A 17,383-nucleotide genomic window follows, 5' to 3' on the forward strand; every position below is an offset into this window, starting at 1 on the left:
CGCCACTCCCGCGTCGCTCCTCAGGAGCGCTCGGGCACGCCGTGCCCGAGCGCGGCGGTGAGCTCCTCCAGCAGGCCGATCGCCGCGTCCGCCAGGACGGTGCCGGGCGGGAAGATCGCCGAGGCGCCGGCCGCGCGCAGCTCCTCGAAGTCCCCGGGCGGGATGACGCCGCCGACGACGATCATGATGTCGCCGCGGCCCAGGGCGGCCAGCTCCTCGCGCAGCGCGGGAACCAGCGTCAGGTGGCCGGCGGCGAGCGAGTTCACGCCGACGATGTGCACGTCGGCCTCGACGGCCTGCAGGGCCACCTCGGCGGGGGTCTGGAACAGCGGGCCCACGTCGACGTCGAAGCCGAGGTCGGCGAACCCGGTCGCGATCACCTTCTGGCCGCGGTCGTGGCCGTCCTGCCCCATCTTGGCCACGAGGATGCGGGGGCGGCGGCCCTCGGCCTCCTCGAACGCGTCGGTCGCGGCCCGCGCCCTCTCGATGCTCGACACCCGCCCCGCCTCCTCCCGGTACACCCCGGAGATCGTACGGATCTGCGCCGCGTGCCGCCCGTAGGCCCGCTCCAGGGCGTCGGAGATCTCGCCGACGGTGGCCTTGGCCCGGGCGGCGTCGATGGCGAGCGCGAGCAGGTTGTGCTCCAGGCCCGGCGGGCGGGTGCCGTCCTCGGCGGCCTCGGCGGTGCGGGTGAGCGCCTCCAGCGCGGCCCGCGCCGCGGTCTCGTCGCGCTCCTCGCGCAGCCGGCGCAGCTTGTCGATCTGCCGCGCGCCGACGGAGGCGTTGTCGACCTTGAGGACCTCGATCTCCTGCTCGACGTCGGGCCGGTACTTGTTGACGCCGATGACGGGCTGCCGCCCGGAGTCGATGCGGGCCTGGGTGCGGGCGGCGGCCTCCTCGATGCGCAGCTTGGGCAGCCCCTCGTCGATCGCCTTGGCCATGCCGCCGGCCTGCTCGACCTCGGTGATGTGGCCCCAGGCGCGGCGGGCGAGGTCGTAGGTGAGCCGCTCGACGTAGGCGCTGCCGCCCCAGGGGTCGATGGTGCGGGTCGTCCCGGACTCCTGCTGCAGGACGAGCTGGGTGTTGCGGGCGATGCGGGCCGAGAAGTCGGTCGGCAGCGCAAGGGCCTCGTCCAGCGCGTTGGTGTGCAGGGACTGGGTGTGGCCCTGCGTGGCGGCCATGGCCTCGACGCAGGTGCGGGCGACGTTGTTGAACGCGTCCTGCGCGGTCAGCGACCAGCCGGACGTCTGCGAGTGCGTCCGCAGCGACAGCGACTTGGGATTGCGCGGCTCGAAGGTCTGCACCAGCCGCGCCCACAGCAGCCGCGCGGCGCGGAGCTTGGCGACCTCCATGAAGAAGTTCATCCCGATCGCCCAGAAGAACGACAGGCGCGGCGCGAACGCGTCGATGTCGAGGCCCGCCTCCCGCCCGGCCCGGATGTACTCGACGCCGTCCGCGAGCGTGTAGGCGAGCTCCAGGTCGGCGGTGGCCCCGGCCTCCTGGATGTGGTAGCCGGAGATCGAGATGGAGTTGTACTTCGGCATCCGCCGCGAGGTGAACGCGAAGATGTCGGAGATGATCCGCATGGACGGCTGCGGCGGGTAGATGTAGGTGTTGCGGACCATGAACTCCTTGAGGATGTCGTTCTGGATGGTCCCCGCGAGCGCCTCCGGCTCCACCCCCTGCTCCTGCGCGGCGGCGATGTACAGCGCGAGGACGGGCAGGACGGCGCCGTTCATGGTCATCGACACGCTCATCCGGTCCAGCGGGATGCCGTCGAAGAGCTGCCGCATGTCATAGATCGAGTCGATCGCGACCCCGGCCATGCCGACGTCGCCGGCGACGCGCGGATGGTCGGAGTCGTAGCCGCGGTGCGTGGCCAGGTCGAACGCCACCGACAGGCCCTTCTGCCCGGCCGCGAGGTTGCGCCGGTAGAAGGCGTTGGACTCCTCGGCGGTGGAGAAGCCGGCGTACTGCCGGATCGTCCACGGCTGGGTCGCGTACATCGCCGGATAGGGGCCGCGCAGGAACGGCGCGATGCCCGGATAGGTGCCGAGGAAGTCGAGCCCCACCAGGTCGTCGCCGGTGTAGAGGGGCTTGACGCCGATGCCCTCCGGGGTGTCCCAGGTCTGGGCCTCGGGGTCTGCGCCGGTGGCGTCGGCGACCGCGGCGCGCCACCGCTTGGCGGCCTCGTCGGCGGGGGGCGCCGTCCCGAGGTCCACCTCGGTGAAGTCGGGGATCATTCGTTCACTCCCAGATCGTGGAGGGTGGTCTCCAGCACCTCGATCGCGTCGCATCCCGCGTGCACGCGCGCGTCGACCCCCTCGTAGGTTCCCTTACCCGCCAGCCAGACCTTCACCGCACCCGCGTCGCGCAGAACCCGCGCGGCCTCCGCGGCCCGCTCCTCGTAGAGGGCATCGCTGGAGCAGATGCAGGCGACCGCGGCGCCGGACGTCCCGAACTCCTCGGGGGCGCCCGCGACCGTCTCGATCCCGCCGGCCTGGAAGAGGTTGGCGGCGAACGACGCGCGCGCCGTGTGGACGGCGATCGGTCCGAGCGTCGCGAGGAAGACCTTCGGACGCGCGCCGGTGGACTCGGCGTGTGCGTCGGAGCGGTCGCGCAGGGCCTCGAAGTCCTGCGCGTAGGCGACGACCGGGAGGCCGCCGCCGGGCGCCGGTGGCGCCGGGTCGCGCCGTGGCAGTGTCTCGGCGAGGTCGGGGAACTCGCTGACGCCGGTGAGCGGCGCCTTGCGGCGGGCGACGTCCTCGCGCCGCCGCTCCCAGGTGGCGGCGAGGCGGCGGGCGACGAGGCCCGAGTCGAGGGCGGCGGCGAGGCCCCCGGCCTTCTCGATCTCGGTGAACCAGGTCCAGGCGGCCTGGGCGAGGCCCTCGGTGAGGCTCTCGGCGTACCAGGAGCCGCCCGCCGGGTCCACGACGCGGGCGAGGCTCGACTCCTCCAGCAGCAGGGTCTGGGTGTTGCGGGCGATGCGGCGGGCGAACCCGTCGGGCAGGCCGAGGCGGGCGTCGAACGGCTGGACGGTGACCGCGTCCGCGCCGCCGACCCCGGCGGCGAACGTCGCGATGGTGGTGCGCAGCATGTTCACCCACGGGTCGCGCCGCGTCATCATCGCCGACGAGGTGACCGCGTGGACGCGCGCGGCGGTGCCCTCCGCGGCGCCGCTGACCTCCGCCACCCGCGCCCACAGCCGCCGCGCGGCGCGGAGCTTGGCGATCGAGGAGAACTGGTCGGCGCTGACGGCGAGGCGGAACTCGATCTGCCCGAACGTTTCGTCCACGCTCAGCCCGGCGCCCGTCAGGGCGCGCAGGTACGCGACGCCGGCGGCGACGGCGGCGCCCAGTTCCTCGGCGTCGCCGCCCCCCGCGTCGTGGTACGGGGTCCCGTCGGCCACGACCGCGCGCAGCCCGGGGAAGTCGCGGACGCAGCGGACGGCGAGCGCGGCGGCCTCGTCCAGCGAAGCCGGCGTGCCGGTGCGCGCCGCGAGGCCGAGCGGGTCGGCGCCGAGATTGCCGGCCGCGCCGGCCGCGTTCCCGCGCTCGGCGACCAGGGCCAGGAACGCCTCCGCGGCCTCGCCCGCCGACGCTCCCGCGTCCAGCACCACCGGGGCCAGGTCGAGCAGGACGCCGCGCAGCGCCTCGGGAAGCGCGGCCACGGGCAGGCCGCCCTCGCCGAGCCGCAGCCACACGGAGGTGGCGCCGTTCTCCAGGTCGGCGAGGATCGCCTCGCGGGTGACGGCCGGGTCGGGGTGGGCGTGCCGCTGCCGGACGTCCCATCCGGCGATGCCCTCGCCGTCGGGGCGCACCTCGCGCACGTAGGGGGCCAGCCCGGGACGTCCCGGCGGCGCGTCGTCGCGGGTGTAGAGCGCGGCGACCGGCACTCCGTCGTAGGAGTCCCGGGTCAGCAGACCCTCGATCTCGTCGAGGGGGGTGTCCTCGCTCGCCGCGCCGGACCTGCGCAGCACCCCCTTCACCATCTCCCGCCACCGGTCGCGGTCGGCCGTGGGGAAGGCGGCGGCCAGTTCGAGTTCCTCAGGCGGCACCGTCATGTCCTGGATCGTAGGTGAGCGGCCGAATCCGGCTCGGAACCGGGTCCCGCTGACCAGTACGCGGCGCCCGGCGCGGGCCGCGGGTTAGCGGTGCGCCGTCCGGGAAAAGGGTGGCCATGACCCTGGAATCGCTCCCCGGCGACCTCTACCACATGCAGGAACTCCTCGACGGGCGGGAGAAGGAGATCCTCGGGAGGGTGCGCGGCTTCCTGGAGGAGAAGGTCGCGCCGATCGCCGACGACTGCTGGGCGCGGGCGGAGTTCCCGTTCGACCTGATCCCGCAGTACGGGGAGCTCGGCATCGCCGGCCTGGCCCACGACGAGTGCCCGGGCGACAAGCCGAGAAGCCTGCTCACCGGGTTCCTCGCGATGGACATGGCCCGCGTGGACCCGTCCATGGCGACGTTCTTCGGGGTGCACGCCGGGCTCGCGATGGGCAGCATCGGGCGGTGCGGCTCCCCGGAGCAGCGCGAGCGCTGGCTGCCCGCGATGGGACGGATGGAGAAGATCGGCGCGTTCGCGCTCACCGAGCCGGACGGCGGCTCGGACGTCGCGCTGGGCCTGCGCACCACCGCGCGGCGCGACGGCGACCACTGGGTGCTGAACGGGGCCAAGCGGTGGATCGGCAACGCCACCTTCGCCGACCACACCGTCGTGTGGGCCAGGGACGAGGCCGACGACCAGGTGAAGGGCTTCGTGGTCGCGAAGGGCACGCCCGGGTTCACCGCGACCCGGATCGAGAACAAGATCGCGCTGCGAACCGTGCAGAACGCCGACATCCGGCTGGAGGACTGCCGCGTCCCCGAGTCCGACCGGCTGGCCGGGGCGAACGGCTTCCGGGACACCGCCGCGATCCTGCGCCAGACCCGCAGCGGCGTCGCCTGGCAGGCCGTCGGGGTGATGCTCGCCGCCTACGAGATCGCCCGCGACTACGCGGTGGAGCGCGAGCAGTTCGGGCGGCCGATCGCCAAGTTCCAGCTCGTCCAGGACCTTCTGGTCAGGATGCTCGGCAACGCCACCGCCTCGCTCGGCATGGTGGTGCGGCTCGCCCAGCTCCAGGACGAGGGCCTCTACCGCGACGAGCACTCCGCGCTCGCCAAGGCCTACTGCACCAGCCGCATGCGCGAGGCGGTCGGCTGGGCGCGCGAGCTGATGGCGGGCAACGGGATCGTGCTCGACTACGGCATCGGCCGGTTCGTCGCCGACGCCGAGGCGCTCTACTCCTACGAGGGCACCCGGGAGATCAACACGCTGATCGTCGGGCGCGCGGCGACCGGCCTGGGGGCGTTCGTCTGATCCGTCCCGCCCTGCGGCGGCTCACCCCGGCCACGGGCGATCTTCGGGTACCCCGGAAGCCCCTGTGGCTAGGGGCGTTGCTAGAGTTCGGCGTCGTAGACCCCAGCCCCCGAACCTTGCAGAGGGAAGACGAACGCATGTCGACTGGCAGCCACGCCGGGCGCCCCAGGTCCTGGGTCGCCGTGGCCATCATCTTCATCGGTTTCGCCATCGGCGGCGTCGGCATCACCCTCGGACCCGACTGGGTCGTGTTCGGAGTGGGCGCCGCACTCGTCGCGATCGGCGGCGTCATCGCGCTGGCCGTCGACATCATGACCGACGTCGTCGTCGACGAGCCCCGGGGGTAGCGATGTTCGGCCGGCCTCCGATCGAGGAGCGGATCGCCGCGCGGCAGCGCGAGCGTGGACCGCTCGAGCCGGGGACCGTCTTCCCGCACGGCCCCGCCAAGATGCTCTTCTTCTTCGGCATCGGCGTGGTCGTCGTCACGCACCTCATCGCGCTGTCGATGTACTTCGTGGACCCCGGCCCCTGAGGGCGGCCGGGGGCCGGCGCGCGGCACGCGCCGGCGGCCCGTCTCAGCGGCCGCGATCCGAGCCGTTGGGCGGGCCTTTGCGCTTGTCGCCGAGGTAGAACAGCCCCGCCAGGACGAACACGGCGACGGCGAGCAGGATGACGAGCACGCCGATCGGGGTCGAGCCGGGCATCCGATCCCACCTCCCTTCCTTCCGCTGCGTCCCCCCGGACAGTGCCCGCTGAGCGACGGGTCAAAAGAGGTCAAAGAGATCCCTTTCCACCCATTCCGGGCTGTCCGGCAGATGCGCACGGCGCGGCGGCGACGTAGTTTCGAAAGCCCGAGCCCGAGGTGGTGGGATGGCCCTGCGATTCGGAATCGAGGAAGAGTACTTCGTCGTCGATCCCGTCTCCCGGGAGGTCGTCCCCCGTGCCGCCGCCGTGGTGCGCCGGGCGGGCGCGGCGCTGGGCGAGCGCGCCTCCACCGAACTCGTCGCCTACCTCGCCGAGGCCAAGACCTCGCCGTGCGACGACCTGGACAAGCTCGGCGAGCAGGTCCGCTCGATGCGGACGGTGATGGCCGCCGCCGCGGCGGCCGAGGGCGTGCGGCTCGCGGCGAGCGGGACGCCCGTGCTGGGGGACCTCGTGCCCGCGCCGATCGCCCGCGGCGCCCGCTACGCCGAGAGCCTCGCCGTCTACCGCGGCCTGGACGACGAGCAGAGCATCTGCTCGTGCCACGTCCACGTCGAGATGCCGGACCGCGAGCGCGCCGTCCAGGTCAGCAACCACCTGCGCCCCTGGTTGCCGACGCTGCTGGCCCTGGCGGCGAACTCGCCGTACTGGGCGGGACGCGACACCGGCCACGCCTGCTGGCGGGCGCTGACCTGGGCGCGGTGGCCGGTGGCGGGGCCTCCGCCCTACTTCGCCTCGGCGGGCCATTACGACGACCTCGTCGGGGCGCTGCTCGAATGCGGGGCCCTGATGGACTCCGGGACCATCTTTTGGGACGTCCGGCCGTCGGCGCGGCTGCCCACCATCGAGATCCGGCTCGCGGACGTCGCCCCGACGGCCGGCGAGGCGACGGCGTTCGCCGCGCTGGTCCGGGCGCTGGTGGAGGTGTCCTCCGATGCGGTGGAGGCCGGCGAGCGGGCGCCCGACCCGCCCCCCGAGATCCTGCGCGCGGCCTACTGGCTGGCGGCGCGGCACGGTCTGGCCGGGCACGGCCTGGACGTGCGGACGGGACGGCCGGCGAGCTTCGGTGCGCAGGCCGGCGGCCTGCTCGCGCACGTGCTGCCCGCGCTGCGCGGCACCGGCGACCTCGACGCCGTCGCCCGCGGGGTCCGGCGCCTGGTCGCCGGCGGGACGGGAGCGGAGCGGCAGCGCGCCGCCTACCGCGGGCGCGGGCGGCTGACCGACGTCGTCGACGCGGTCCTCCTCCCCGGCTAATGACCCCCCGGTCACATGGTGGCGGGTGAGCGACGCGGCGACCCCGGACGCGATTGGTCCGGATATTGTCTGTTTTCGGAGGGCGCCTCGCGGGTACCGCTGATTCGGAACACCAGATCGGCTGACCTCGGGGGATGTCCGCATGGTCCTGCTCGTACGGCTTCCCTCCGGCACGTATTCTCGATCGAATGCACGAGACAGCGGCACCGGACGGAGCGACCGAACGATGAGCCTCAAGCCCGGCGGAACGGGCGTGGCACGCGAGGACGCGTTCGTCCATCCCGCGCTCTTCTACCTCGGCGACGAGGAGTACCTCGCGGGCACCGTGCCGTTCATCCGCGCCGGGCTCGACGCGGGCGAGCCCGTGGCCGTGGCGGTGCCCGGCGTCCGCACGGCCCAGCTCGGCAGCGCCCTCGGCGCGGCCGCCGGTCAGGTGACCTGGATCGACATGGCGAAGGCGGGCCGCAACCCCGGGCGCATCATCCCGGGGGTGCTGCGGCACTTCGCCGACCGGCACCCCGAAGGGCGGGTGCGGATCATCGGCGAACCGATCTGGCCCGGCCGCTCGGCCACCGAGTACCCGGCCTGCGCGCAGCACGAGGCGCTGATCAACCTGGCTTTCGCGGGGCGGGAGGCGACGATCCTGTGCCCGTACGACGTGGCCCGGCTGGACCCGGTCGCGATCGCCGACGCCCGCGCCACGCATCCGGTCGTGATCGACCGGTACGGCACGCACCCGAGCGGCGACTACGCGCCCCACCGCGTCATCGGCGACTACAACCTGCCGCTGCCCGAGCCGGCCGAGGCCGCCGGGGCGGTCGCGATGAGCTTCGACATCGACGCGCTCCCCCTCGTCCGTGAGTTCGCCTGCCACTGGGGGACGCGGTTCGGTCTCGGCCCGAGAGCCGTCGGCGACCTTGAGCTCGCCGTGAACGAGCTGGCCGCCAACTCCTGCCTGCACGGCGGGGGCACGGGCACCGCGCGGCTCTGGCCGGAGAACGGGCACGTGGTCTGCGAGGTCAGCGACGCCGGAACGATCAGCGACCCGCTCGTCGGCCGGCGCCCCGCGGACATGAGCCCGAACGGCGGCCGCGGCATCCTCATGGTCAACCACCTCGCCGACCTGGTCCGCGTCCACACCGGGCCGGAGGGCACCACGATCCGCGTCTACATGCACACCATGAGCCCCGGCCTCAGCTGAGGGCCCGGCCGATCCCGGCGAGCGTCGGCCGGACGTGCAGATCCCCGAGGACGATCCGGTCCCCGTCCGGCGGCCGCACGTCGTGCGCTCCCCGCGCGGTAGCCCGCCCGGCGCGCGCCGGCAGGCCGAGACTTGACCCGGCGATCAGGTGGAGGGGCGAATCGACGGGAATGATGTTCTGCGCCCGGTCTTCCGATCCTTATGGGGACACGATGCGTCTTCTTGCTCGCGCTCACCAGATGCCCGTCCGGCTGGCCGTCGGCGCGTTCGTCCTGAACTCGGGCCTGTCGAAGCTCCAGGGACTGGACGAGGCGGCCGATCAGACCCACGGGACGGCGACGGCCGCCTACCCGTTCCTGGAGGCGCAGGACCCGCGCGACTTCACCCGCACGCTCGGCAGGGCGGAGGTCGCCCTCGGCACCGCGCTGCTGGTGCCGCTGGTGCCCTCCCTCGTCGCGGGCGCGGCGCTCACCGCGTTCTCGGCCGGGTTGACCGGCCTCTACCTGCGGCTGCCCGGCATGCGGCAGGAGGGCGGCCTGCGCCCCTCCCCGCAGGGCATCCCGCTCGCGAAGGACACCTGGCTGGTCGGGATCGGCGTCTCGCTCGTCCTAGAGGAGCTGGCCAGGTCGAGGGCCGAGCGCCGCGGCCGCGCGTGACCCCTGCTTGACGCGGGGCCCCGCCCCCGGTGAGGATCGGCGCGTCCCCGAGGAGGCCGCGCCATGACGTCCGAGCCCCGCCCGTCCCCCCTCGTCCGCGTGGCGGGCGACGCCGACGCCGCACCGATCGCGGCCGTCCTCGGGCGCGCCTTCGACGACGACCCGGTCTGGCGCTGGCTCCTGCCGGACGACGCCTCCCGCGTGCGGCGGATGACCGCGCTGTTCGGCATCCTGCTGCGGCGGGTGCACCTCCCCCATGGGGCCACCGAGACCGCCGGGCGCGGGGACGGGGCGGAGGCCGCCGCGCTGTGGGACCCGCCCGGCCTGTGGAGCGTGCCCCTGCGGTTGCAGGCGGCGCACGCCGTGCCGCTGCTGCGCATCCTGGGGGCCAGGACGCCCGCCACCCTCCGCGCGCTCAGCGCGATCGAGAAGCACCATCCGCGCGAGCCGCACTGGTACCTGGCGGTGCTCGGCACCGATCCCCCGGCGCAGGGCAACGGCCTGGGCGCGGCCCTGCTGCGGTCGCGGCTCGACCGCTGCGACGCCGAAGGCCGCCCCGCCTACCTGGAGTCGTCCAAGGAACAGAACGTGCCCTACTACACGAGGTTCGGCTTCCGCGTGACGCGCGAGCTGCAACTGCCGGGCAAGGGCTGCCCGCCGGTCTGGCTCATGTGGCGCGACCCCGAACGGTGACCCGGGGGCTCTCCACCGCGAATCGGCGTCTTCGGTTAAGTGCTTGTCATGGCCGGAAAAGGCCAGTCGCACGCCGGTGCCCGGGCGCGGATGCGCCCGCGCCGCGACCGCCAGCCGCAGAACCGGGCGGGGGTGCGCCAAACCCGGCTGGCCCCATGCGGCCATGCGCCCGGCGAGTTTCGGACGGTCCGCCGGACGCGGCCGCCCCCGGGCCTGCCGCGGCGGCCTACCGTCGTAAGCGAGCCATTGCACCGATCCCCTCTGGTGAAGGCGACAGGTGAAGCACCATGCCCATGGCCGGCACGAGGGCGCCGGAGACCACCCCTCTCGCCCTGCACAGGCCGGGTCCGGCGCGCGTCCAGGACTACCTCCTCGGCGGCAAGGACAACTACGCGTCCGACCGCGACCTCGCCCAGCGGATCCTGCGGGTCCTGCCGCAGGCCGCGGGCGCCGCCCGCGCCGCCCGCCGCTTCCTCGCCGCCTCCGTCGCGCTGCTCGCCGGACGCGGCGTGCGGCAGTTCCTCGACCTCGGCTGCGGCCTGCCGAGGACCGCCAACCTGCACCAGATGGCCGCGGGCCGCGCCGGCGGCGCCCGCGTCGTGTACGTCGACCACGACCCGCTCGTCATCGCCCACGCCCGCGCGCTGCTCATCGACGGCGGCAACATCGCGGCGCTGCGGGCCGACATCCGCGACCCGGCCGCGGTCTTGGGCAGCCCCGAGGTGCGGCGGCTGATCGACCCGGCCGAGCCGGTCGCGCTGGTGTTCTCCTGCGTCCTGCACTTCGTGTCCGGTGCCGGCGACCTCGTCGCCGACCTCGCTGCGGCGGCGGCGCCCGGCAGCGCGCTGGTCGTCTCGCACGCCACCGCCGACTTCGCCCCGGGCGCCGTCACCGAGGCCGCGCGGCTCTACGGCGAGGAGGCCTCGGTCGCGGTGCACCCGCGCGGCGGCGCCGAGATCGCGCGGCTGCTCGGGCCGTTCCGCCCGCTGCCGCCCGGGGTGGCGCCGCTCATCGCCGAGGGACCGGCCGGCCCCCGCGACGAGCCGCTCATGTACGGCGCGGTCGGCGTCCGCTGACGCCGATGTGGGGTTGATCACATTTTTCCGGTAGGTCCGGCCCGGCGGCCTCCTCCGGTTCGCCGCACTCGCCCAGCTCCAGCCGCTCATCCGGCGTCCGCGTCCCGTGACGCTGCGTCAGACGGCGGGTGCCGCGATTAAGACAAATCTCATTTGCCCGTTAGAAACGGTAACGGTTCGGCCCCTATGGTGGCCCGGATGCCGACGAACACCCTGACTCCGCCTGACACGACGATCGGCGCTCCCCCGGCCAAGGCGCCGCGCATGGGCTGGCTGGACGCGCTGCGCGGCCTCGCCGCCTTGGTGGTGGTGTTCGAGCACTCCCTGGACGTGCTGCTGCCCGAGGTCCGCAAGGCGACCGGCCCGTGGTTCGACTTCGGCCGGTACGGGGTCTTCGTGTTCTTCCTCGTCAGCGGCTACGTGGTGCCGTTCTCCCTGGAGCGGCGCGGCAGCGTCCGGCAGTTCTGGGCCGGGCGGTTCTTCCGGCTGTACCCGGCGTGGTCCGTGTCGGTGGTACTGGCGCTGCTGCTCGGCGCGGCCGGCCTCTCCTACGGGCTGCCCGCGGCGATCGGCGACCGGCCCTGGACGTCCGCGCTGGCGCACCTGACGATGCTGCAGGACCTGCTGGGCGTCCCTAACGTCGTCAACGTCTTCTGGACGCTGTCCTACGAGATGGTCTTCTACCTGCTCGTGACGGCCATGTTCGTCGCCGGCGTGCACCGGGCCAGCGCCCGGGTCGCCCTCGGCTTCGGCGTGGGCGCGGCCATCCTCGGGGTCGCGCTGCCGTCCGGGCTGCTGGCCTCCCGGTGGCCGGGCGGGACGATCCTCGCCGCCGCGCTGCTGCTCGCCGGCGGCCTGGCCGCCATGGTGAGCCGGCGGCGCGGGCTGCGGCGGGCGGGCGTCGCGGTGGTCGCCGCGCTGGCCCTCATCCTGCTCGTGCTGAACAGCCGCATCGGCGCCATCGAGAGCCTGTGCATCATCGCCACCATGTTCGCCGGGACCGCGATCCGCGGTATCCAGGACGGGCGGCTCCGGCTCGGACCCGCCGCGGCGATGGTGGCGATCGTCCCCGCCCTGACGCTGGCGGCGGGCATGCGCTCCCCGACCAGCTGGGCCCTGCACGCCAACCCGAACCCCCTCGGGCCGGACTGGTCCATCGCCGTGGGCGCCGCGTGGCTGACGTTCCTCGGCGGCCTCGCCCTGCGGCACCGCTCCATGCCGCGCGTCTTCGTGTGGCTGGGGCTGGTCAGCTACTCGGTCTACCTGCTGCATCCCCTGGTCATCCAAGCGGTCTGGCACGCCGCCGGACGCGAGACCTGGGGTCTGTCGGCGCCGGTCCGGGCGGCGTGGGGCGTGGTGCTGCTGGCGTCCGTCCTCACCTCGGCGGCGCTGGTGCACCGCTATGTCGAACGGCCCGCGCAGAATCTCGGCCGCCGCCTGACGGCGCGGCGGCGCTCTCCCGCGGCCCCCGCCGGCGCCTCCGCACCGCAGCCCGCCCATCCCTGACCGTCCCGTCCGGAGGGTGATGACAGCGTTGGCTTTCTTGCCTAGGGTGATTCGCCCGAGCCCACCCCCCCCGATCGGACAACGGATGACAGAAGGGCCGATGCCCGCCGAGCTGCCCGACGTGCTGCGGCAGCACCTCCAGGCCGCCGTGGACGAGATGGAGCGGGAGATCCGCGACCAGGTCCCCGAGTACGCGGGCGCCGACGGGGGCGAGTACGCCCGGAAGGTGGAGCGGACGGTCAGCGACACCGTCGCGTTCTTCGTGGACTCCGTCGACCATCCGACCGCGGACGCGCGCAAGATCACCGAGTTGTACATGCGGCTCGGCGAGGAGGAGGCGCGGCACGGCCGGAGCCTGGCCGCGCTGCAGAACGCGATGCGCGTGAGCAGCCAGGTCGCCTGCCGCCGGTTCATCAAGGACGCCTACCGGCTCGGCTGGTCGCGCGAGACGCTGGGCCGGCTCACGGACTCGCTGTTCCTGCTGCTGGCACGGGCCGCCGACGCCGCCGCGCAGGGCTACGCCCGCGAGCAGGGCCAGCTGGCGACCGAGCGGGAGCGCCGCCGCGACCGGCTCCGCGACCTGCTGGTCGCCGAGCCCCCGCCCGGGCACGAGGCGATCGCCGAGCTGGCGGTCGCGGCCCGCTGGGAGCTGCCGAAGAGCATCGGGCTGGTGGCGCTGCCGGCGGGGGCGCCCGCCGGAGCCCGGATCCTGCCGCCCGCCGTGCTGGCCGACTGGGAGGCGCCGGTCCCCTTCCTCGTGGTGCCCGACCCGGAGGGCCCCGGCCAGGACCGGCTGTGGCCGGCGCTGCGCAGGCTCGGCACCTCGGCGCTCGGCCCGACCGTTCCGATCGGGCAGGGCGCGGTGTCGCTGCGCTGGGCCCGGCACGCCCTGACCCTGGCGGAGCGGGGGCTGCTCCCGGACGACGGTCCCGTCCGGTGCGTCGATCACATCGCGTCCCTGGCCACGCTCGCGGCGGAGGAACTGGTCGACGCCACCGCCGAGGCCGCTCTCGGGCCGCTGCTGGAGCTGCCGCCGGCGCGCCGGCAGCCGCTCGCCGAGACGCTCCTGACCTACCTGCAGTGCGGCGACAACGCGGTGATCGCCGCGGAGCGGCTGCACATCCACGAGCAGACCGTCCGGTACCGGCTGCGCCGCATCACCGAGCTGACCGGCGGCCGGTTCACCGAGCCGGACGGCCGGCTCGACCTCATGGTGATGCTCAGCTGGCTGGTGCGGACGGGCCGGGCCGACCGGGCCGAGCGGACGGCATAGCCCCGGCTCACAGGAATGCGGCGACGCGGGCGGCGAACTCCTCCGGCGTGACGATCTCGATGCCGAGCCGCTCGGCCCTGGCCTTCTTCGACCCGGCCCTCTCCCCCGCGACGAGCAGGGACGTGCGGGCCGACACCGACGAGGACGCCGTGCCGCCGGCGCGTTCGATCAGCTCGTTCACCCGGTCGCGCGACAGGCCGTCGAGCGGGCCGGACATCGCTCCGGTGGCGACGACGGACATCCCGGCCAGGGGCAGCGACGGGGCGTCCTCCCCGGGGGCCTCCCGTGCGGCGGGGCCCGCGGCGCCCGGCTCGGTCATGGTGACCCCGGCGGCCACGAGCTTGTCGATCAGCGGGGCAAGTTCCGCGATCTCGGCGACCAGGACCGCCGCGCGCTCCGGCCCGACGCCCTCGACCTCCTGGAACGCCGCGGCGTCCGCGGCTCGGATCGCGTCCATCGTGGCGAAGTGGCGGGCGATGCGCCGCGACATCGACCGGCCGGTGCCGCGCACGCCGAGCGCGCAGAACACCTTGTTCAGCGGCTTGGCCTTGGCGCCCTCGATCGCGGCGAGAAGGGCGGTGGTGCTGGTCTCGCCCATCCGGTCCAGGGCTATGACCTGTTCATGGGTGAGGGTGAACAGGTCGGCGAAGTCGGTGATCAGCCCCGTGGCGATGAGCTGGTCGATGCGGCCCTCGCCGAGGCCCTCGATGTCGAACTGGTCGCGGGCCACCGCGTAGCGGACGGACACGACGGCGTGGCAGGCGCGCCCCCGCACGCACCGCCAGCGCTGCTGGGAGGCGTCGATCTCGTCGCCGCAGCGCGGGCAGGCCGCGGGGATCTCGACGGGCCGCTCCTGACCGGAGCGCAGGTGGACGACGGGCGCCTCCACGCGCGGGATGACGTCGCCCGCCTTGTACACGGTGACGTGGTCGCCGATCATCAGGCCGCGCCGCTCGATGTCGGCGGCGTTGTGCAGGGTCGCGTAGGTGACGGTGGAGCCGTCCACCTCGACGGGCTCCAGGACGGCGCGGGGGGCGATGACCCCGGTGCGGCCGACGTTCCACTCCACGTCCAGCAGCCGGGTGATCTTCTCGACCGCGGGCAGCTTGTAGGCGACCGCCCAGCGCGGGGCGCGCGAGGACAGGCCGGCGTCGGCCTGGTCGGCGGCCGCGTCCGCCTTGATCACGATGCCGTCGATGCCGAAGTCGAGTCCGGCGCGCAGCGCGGCGATCTCCTCGACCCGTTCCAGCACCCCCTCGATCGACGTCGCGGTGGTCCCCGGGGCGGACGTCGCGGCCGCGGTGTTCGCGCCGAGGCCGGCGACCAGCTCCATGACCCGGCTGTGCGGCAGGTCGCGCAGGCGCGCGGCGGTCTCGTCGTCGGTGCCGTCCACCGGGAGGGCGCCGTAGGCGAAGAAGGTCATCTCCACCTTGTAGGGGTGGTCCCTGGTGCGCAGGGACCCGGCGGCGGCGCTGCGCGGGTTGGCGAACGTCGTTCCCACGGCGGCGGTGCGGGCGGCGTTGGCGGCCTCGAACTGCGCCCGCGTCATCAGCACCTCGCCGCGCAGTTCGACGGTGAGCGGCCGGGCGAGGCGTGCCGGCAGGCCGAGGATCATGCCGGCGCAGTGCGAGACGTCGTCCCCGGCGGCGCCGTCGCCCCGCGTCACCAGCCGGACGAGACGCCCGCCGCGATACCGGGCCGAGATCGCCATGCCGTCCAGCTTCGGCTCCACGCTCCACGCCGCGACCTCGCGGCCGAGCCTGCGGACCAGGCGCGCCGCCCACATCCGCAGGCCCTCGGCGGAGAACACGTTGTCCAGGCTCAGCATCGGCACGGTGTGCGGGACGTCGCCGACCACCGCTCCCCCGGCGACCTTGCCCGCCGGGGACTCGGGCAGCACCTCGTCCGGGTGCTCGGCCTCGTAGGCGGCGATGCCGCGCACCAGGCGGTCGAAGGCGTCGTCGTCGAGCGGCGAGTCGCCCTCGCCGTAGTAGGCGGCGGAGGCGGCGACGGCGGTCTGGACGGCCGCGGCGTACGCCGCCAGGTCGCCGATCTCGGTGCGGGCCGGGCTGTCGCTCATGACGACATCATGCCTGGTCCCACCGACATCTCCAGGTGATCAGCGGGCGCCCAGGCGGTGCCCGAGGAACGCCGGTTCGCGGCGGAGCTGGCGCCGCCAGAAGGACGCGTCGTGGCATCCGCCCTCCAGCCCGCCCTCGGGGCGGGCGCGGTCGCGGAACTCGCGCACCCGGTCGGCGAACGGGTCGCTCGTCCCGCAGTCGAGGCGGCGCGGGGATGCCAGTAGGTGTCGGGTCCGCCGTCCACGCTCACCAGGGTGAACGGGGGGGGACGCCGCCGTTGGCGACGGCGTCGGGCAGGTAGTGGTCCAGGGCCGCGCGGCGACCGGTTCGCGGCGGGCGGGACGACGGTCGCGGTGACGGTCGTGCGGCGATGCGCGGAACGCCAGGTCATCGTCTCGGCCCGGACGGACGCGGGCGGCGGCGCCGGGGCGTCCCCGCACCTGCCGAGCGCGCGGTCCAGCCGGACCTTGCCGGGAGGGTCTCGCTCTCCACCAGCGCGTAACCGGTGCCGCCTGTGACCGCGACGGCGCCGATACCGCCGAGCCCGCCCAGGACGAGGGCGCGTCGGGTGACCAAGGAAGATCTCTCAGGAGGGTTCGGGCACCGTATCGCCCTCGCGGGTCGCGTGCGCGGACCGCGAGAGCAGCGCGACTCCGCCGGTGAGCAGGAGCACGCTGAACGACAGGGCCGTGAACGCCGCCGCCGTCCGGGGCGGCAAAGTCTGGAAGGCGAAGGCGGCCACGAGGTAGGACGCGATGGGGTTGGTCATCGTCATCGCGGTCATGGCGGCGGGGAGCGACCCGGCCGCGAACGCCCGCTGCTCGATGACCAGGCCGAGCAGCGTGCTGCCCGCCAGCGCGTAGCCGGGCCAGTCCACCGCGGTGGCCGCGACGCCGCGGTCGACCAGGTCGGCGGTGGTGAGCTTGATCAGCACGGCGGTCGCCGCGAAGCACAGGCCGGCGCAGACGCCGAGCAGCGCGGCCCGTACCGGGCCCTTGCGCAGCCATGCCGCCCGGGACAGCACGGCGATGGCCGGCGCGGCGGCGAGCCCGGCGAGCAGGATCCGCGGCCGGGACGGCTCGCCCTGGGGCGGGATCGCGCCCGGGACGGTGAACAGGACGGCGAGGCCGGCGGACACGGCGATGCCGCCGAGCAGGTCCAGCCGCGCGGGCCGGCGTCCCGTGCCGATCGTGCCGAGCACGATCGTGAAGACCAGCTGGGTGACCAGCAGCGGCTGGACGACGGCCGTCGAACCGAAGTGCAGGGCGACGGCCTGCGCGCAGAACCCGCCGAGGTTGACCCCCCATCCGGTCAGCCACACCGGGTCGCGGACCAGCCGGCGGATCAGCCCGTGGACGGCGGACGCGTCCGAGACGCCGTGGACGGCCCGCCTCGCGGCACGGTACTGCAGGGCCGCCGCGGCGGCGAAGAGGAACGCCGCGAGCACGCTGGAGCAGACGGACCAGGCCATCAGACCGTCCCGCCCTGCGCGCCGCCGTCGGCGCCGGCGCCCTCGCTCCGGCCCACGATGCCCCTCCCGCCTCGCGCATCGCAACGCCCACCACAGATCATCCTTCCCGCCA

16 protein-coding genes are annotated in these 17,383 nt (G+C 74.4%); 10 read left to right on the forward strand and 6 right to left on the reverse strand.

Features of this window, described 5'->3' with window-relative positions; translation table 11 throughout:
• Positions 1 to 20: 20 nt before the first annotated feature.
• Both scpA and CHC11_RS34920 read right to left on the reverse strand, forming a co-directional pair.
• Complete coding sequence (gene scpA / locus CHC11_RS34915; protein ID WP_089316157.1) at positions 21 to 2,243, reverse strand: methylmalonyl-CoA mutase; 2,223 nt, start codon at positions 2,241 to 2,243, stop codon at positions 21 to 23.
• Positions 2,240 to 4,063 carry a methylmalonyl-CoA mutase subunit beta gene (locus tag CHC11_RS34920; RefSeq protein WP_089316158.1) on the reverse strand — a complete coding sequence of 608 codons (1,824 nt, stop codon included), beginning with the start codon at positions 4,061 to 4,063 and terminating at the stop codon, positions 2,240 to 2,242. Before CHC11_RS34920 ends, scpA begins: the two co-directional genes overlap by 4 nt.
• A 116-nt stretch (positions 4,064 to 4,179) precedes the next feature.
• Here CHC11_RS34920 and CHC11_RS34925 point away from each other — a divergent pair, with 116 nt between their 5' ends.
• From CHC11_RS34925 to CHC11_RS34935, 3 genes are all read left to right on the forward strand, one after another.
• On the forward strand, positions 4,180 to 5,358 hold the full coding sequence (locus tag CHC11_RS34925) for an acyl-CoA dehydrogenase family protein (RefSeq protein WP_089316159.1): 1,179 nt from the start codon (positions 4,180 to 4,182) through the stop codon (positions 5,356 to 5,358).
• 137 nt (positions 5,359 to 5,495) lie between these two features.
• Positions 5,496 to 5,705 (forward strand): HGxxPAAW family protein, encoded by a 210-nt coding sequence (locus tag CHC11_RS34930; protein ID WP_089316160.1) that lies wholly within the window; start codon positions 5,496 to 5,498, stop codon positions 5,703 to 5,705.
• Between the two features lie 2 nt (positions 5,706 to 5,707).
• A complete protein-coding gene (locus CHC11_RS34935) occupies positions 5,708 to 5,890 on the forward strand; it encodes a hypothetical protein (protein WP_089316161.1) in 183 nt (60 codons plus the stop codon).
• A gap of 43 nt (positions 5,891 to 5,933) precedes the next feature.
• On the opposite strand, the gene CHC11_RS43600 is transcribed toward CHC11_RS34935, so the two are convergent.
• Positions 5,934 to 6,062 carry a hypothetical protein gene (locus CHC11_RS43600; protein WP_281258412.1) on the reverse strand — a complete coding sequence of 43 codons (129 nt, stop codon included), beginning with the start codon at positions 6,060 to 6,062 and terminating at the stop codon, positions 5,934 to 5,936.
• A 166-nt stretch (positions 6,063 to 6,228) separates the two neighbouring features.
• On the opposite strand from CHC11_RS43600, the gene CHC11_RS34940 reads away from it, so the two are divergent.
• The 7 genes from CHC11_RS34940 to CHC11_RS34970 all read left to right on the forward strand — a co-directional run bounded on the left by CHC11_RS34940 (position 6,229) and on the right by CHC11_RS34970 (position 13,719).
• On the forward strand, positions 6,229 to 7,314 hold the full coding sequence (locus tag CHC11_RS34940; RefSeq protein WP_089316162.1) for a carboxylate-amine ligase: 1,086 nt from the start codon (positions 6,229 to 6,231) through the stop codon (positions 7,312 to 7,314).
• 226 nt (positions 7,315 to 7,540) lie between these two features.
• A complete protein-coding gene (locus CHC11_RS34945) occupies positions 7,541 to 8,515 on the forward strand; it encodes a sensor histidine kinase (protein WP_089316163.1) in 975 nt (324 codons plus the stop codon).
• A gap of 212 nt (positions 8,516 to 8,727) precedes the next feature.
• Positions 8,728 to 9,171 (forward strand): hypothetical protein, encoded by a 444-nt coding sequence (locus CHC11_RS34950; RefSeq protein ID WP_089316164.1) that lies wholly within the window; start codon positions 8,728 to 8,730, stop codon positions 9,169 to 9,171.
• A gap of 63 nt (positions 9,172 to 9,234) precedes the next feature.
• Positions 9,235 to 9,864 (forward strand): GNAT family N-acetyltransferase, encoded by a 630-nt coding sequence (locus CHC11_RS34955; RefSeq protein ID WP_089316165.1) that lies wholly within the window; start codon positions 9,235 to 9,237, stop codon positions 9,862 to 9,864.
• 293 nt (positions 9,865 to 10,157) lie between these two features.
• Positions 10,158 to 10,940 (forward strand): SAM-dependent methyltransferase, encoded by a 783-nt coding sequence (locus tag CHC11_RS34960; protein ID WP_179279160.1) that lies wholly within the window; start codon positions 10,158 to 10,160, stop codon positions 10,938 to 10,940.
• A gap of 198 nt (positions 10,941 to 11,138) precedes the next feature.
• The gene (locus tag CHC11_RS34965; RefSeq protein ID WP_179279161.1) at positions 11,139 to 12,446 is read left to right on the forward strand and encodes an acyltransferase family protein; all 1,308 of its coding nucleotides are present in this window, start codon (positions 11,139 to 11,141) and stop codon (positions 12,444 to 12,446) included.
• 100 nt (positions 12,447 to 12,546) lie between these two features.
• Positions 12,547 to 13,719 (forward strand): PucR-like N-terminal domain-containing protein, encoded by a 1,173-nt coding sequence (locus CHC11_RS34970; protein ID WP_089316168.1) that lies wholly within the window; start codon positions 12,547 to 12,549, stop codon positions 13,717 to 13,719.
• A gap of 7 nt (positions 13,720 to 13,726) precedes the next feature.
• Here the strand turns inward: CHC11_RS34970 and ligA are convergent, their stop codons facing one another.
• The 3 genes from ligA to CHC11_RS34980 all read right to left on the reverse strand — a co-directional run bounded on the left by ligA (position 13,727) and on the right by CHC11_RS34980 (position 17,271).
• Positions 13,727 to 15,799: an NAD-dependent DNA ligase LigA gene (gene ligA, locus CHC11_RS34975; RefSeq protein ID WP_089316169.1), complete on the reverse strand. Its 2,073-nt coding sequence runs from the start codon at positions 15,797 to 15,799 to the stop codon at positions 13,727 to 13,729.
• A 39-nt stretch (positions 15,800 to 15,838) separates the two neighbouring features.
• A complete protein-coding gene (locus tag CHC11_RS43605; protein WP_281258413.1) occupies positions 15,839 to 15,967 on the reverse strand; it encodes a hypothetical protein in 129 nt (42 codons plus the stop codon).
• A 419-nt stretch (positions 15,968 to 16,386) separates the two neighbouring features.
• The gene (locus CHC11_RS34980) at positions 16,387 to 17,271 is read right to left on the reverse strand and encodes a DMT family transporter (RefSeq protein WP_089316170.1); all 885 of its coding nucleotides are present in this window, start codon (positions 17,269 to 17,271) and stop codon (positions 16,387 to 16,389) included.
• Between the last annotated feature and the right edge of the window lie 112 nt (positions 17,272 to 17,383).

Source organism: Actinomadura mexicana (genome assembly GCF_900188105.1).
GTDB classification, from domain to species: Bacteria; Actinomycetota; Actinomycetes; order Streptosporangiales; family Streptosporangiaceae; genus Spirillospora; species Spirillospora mexicana.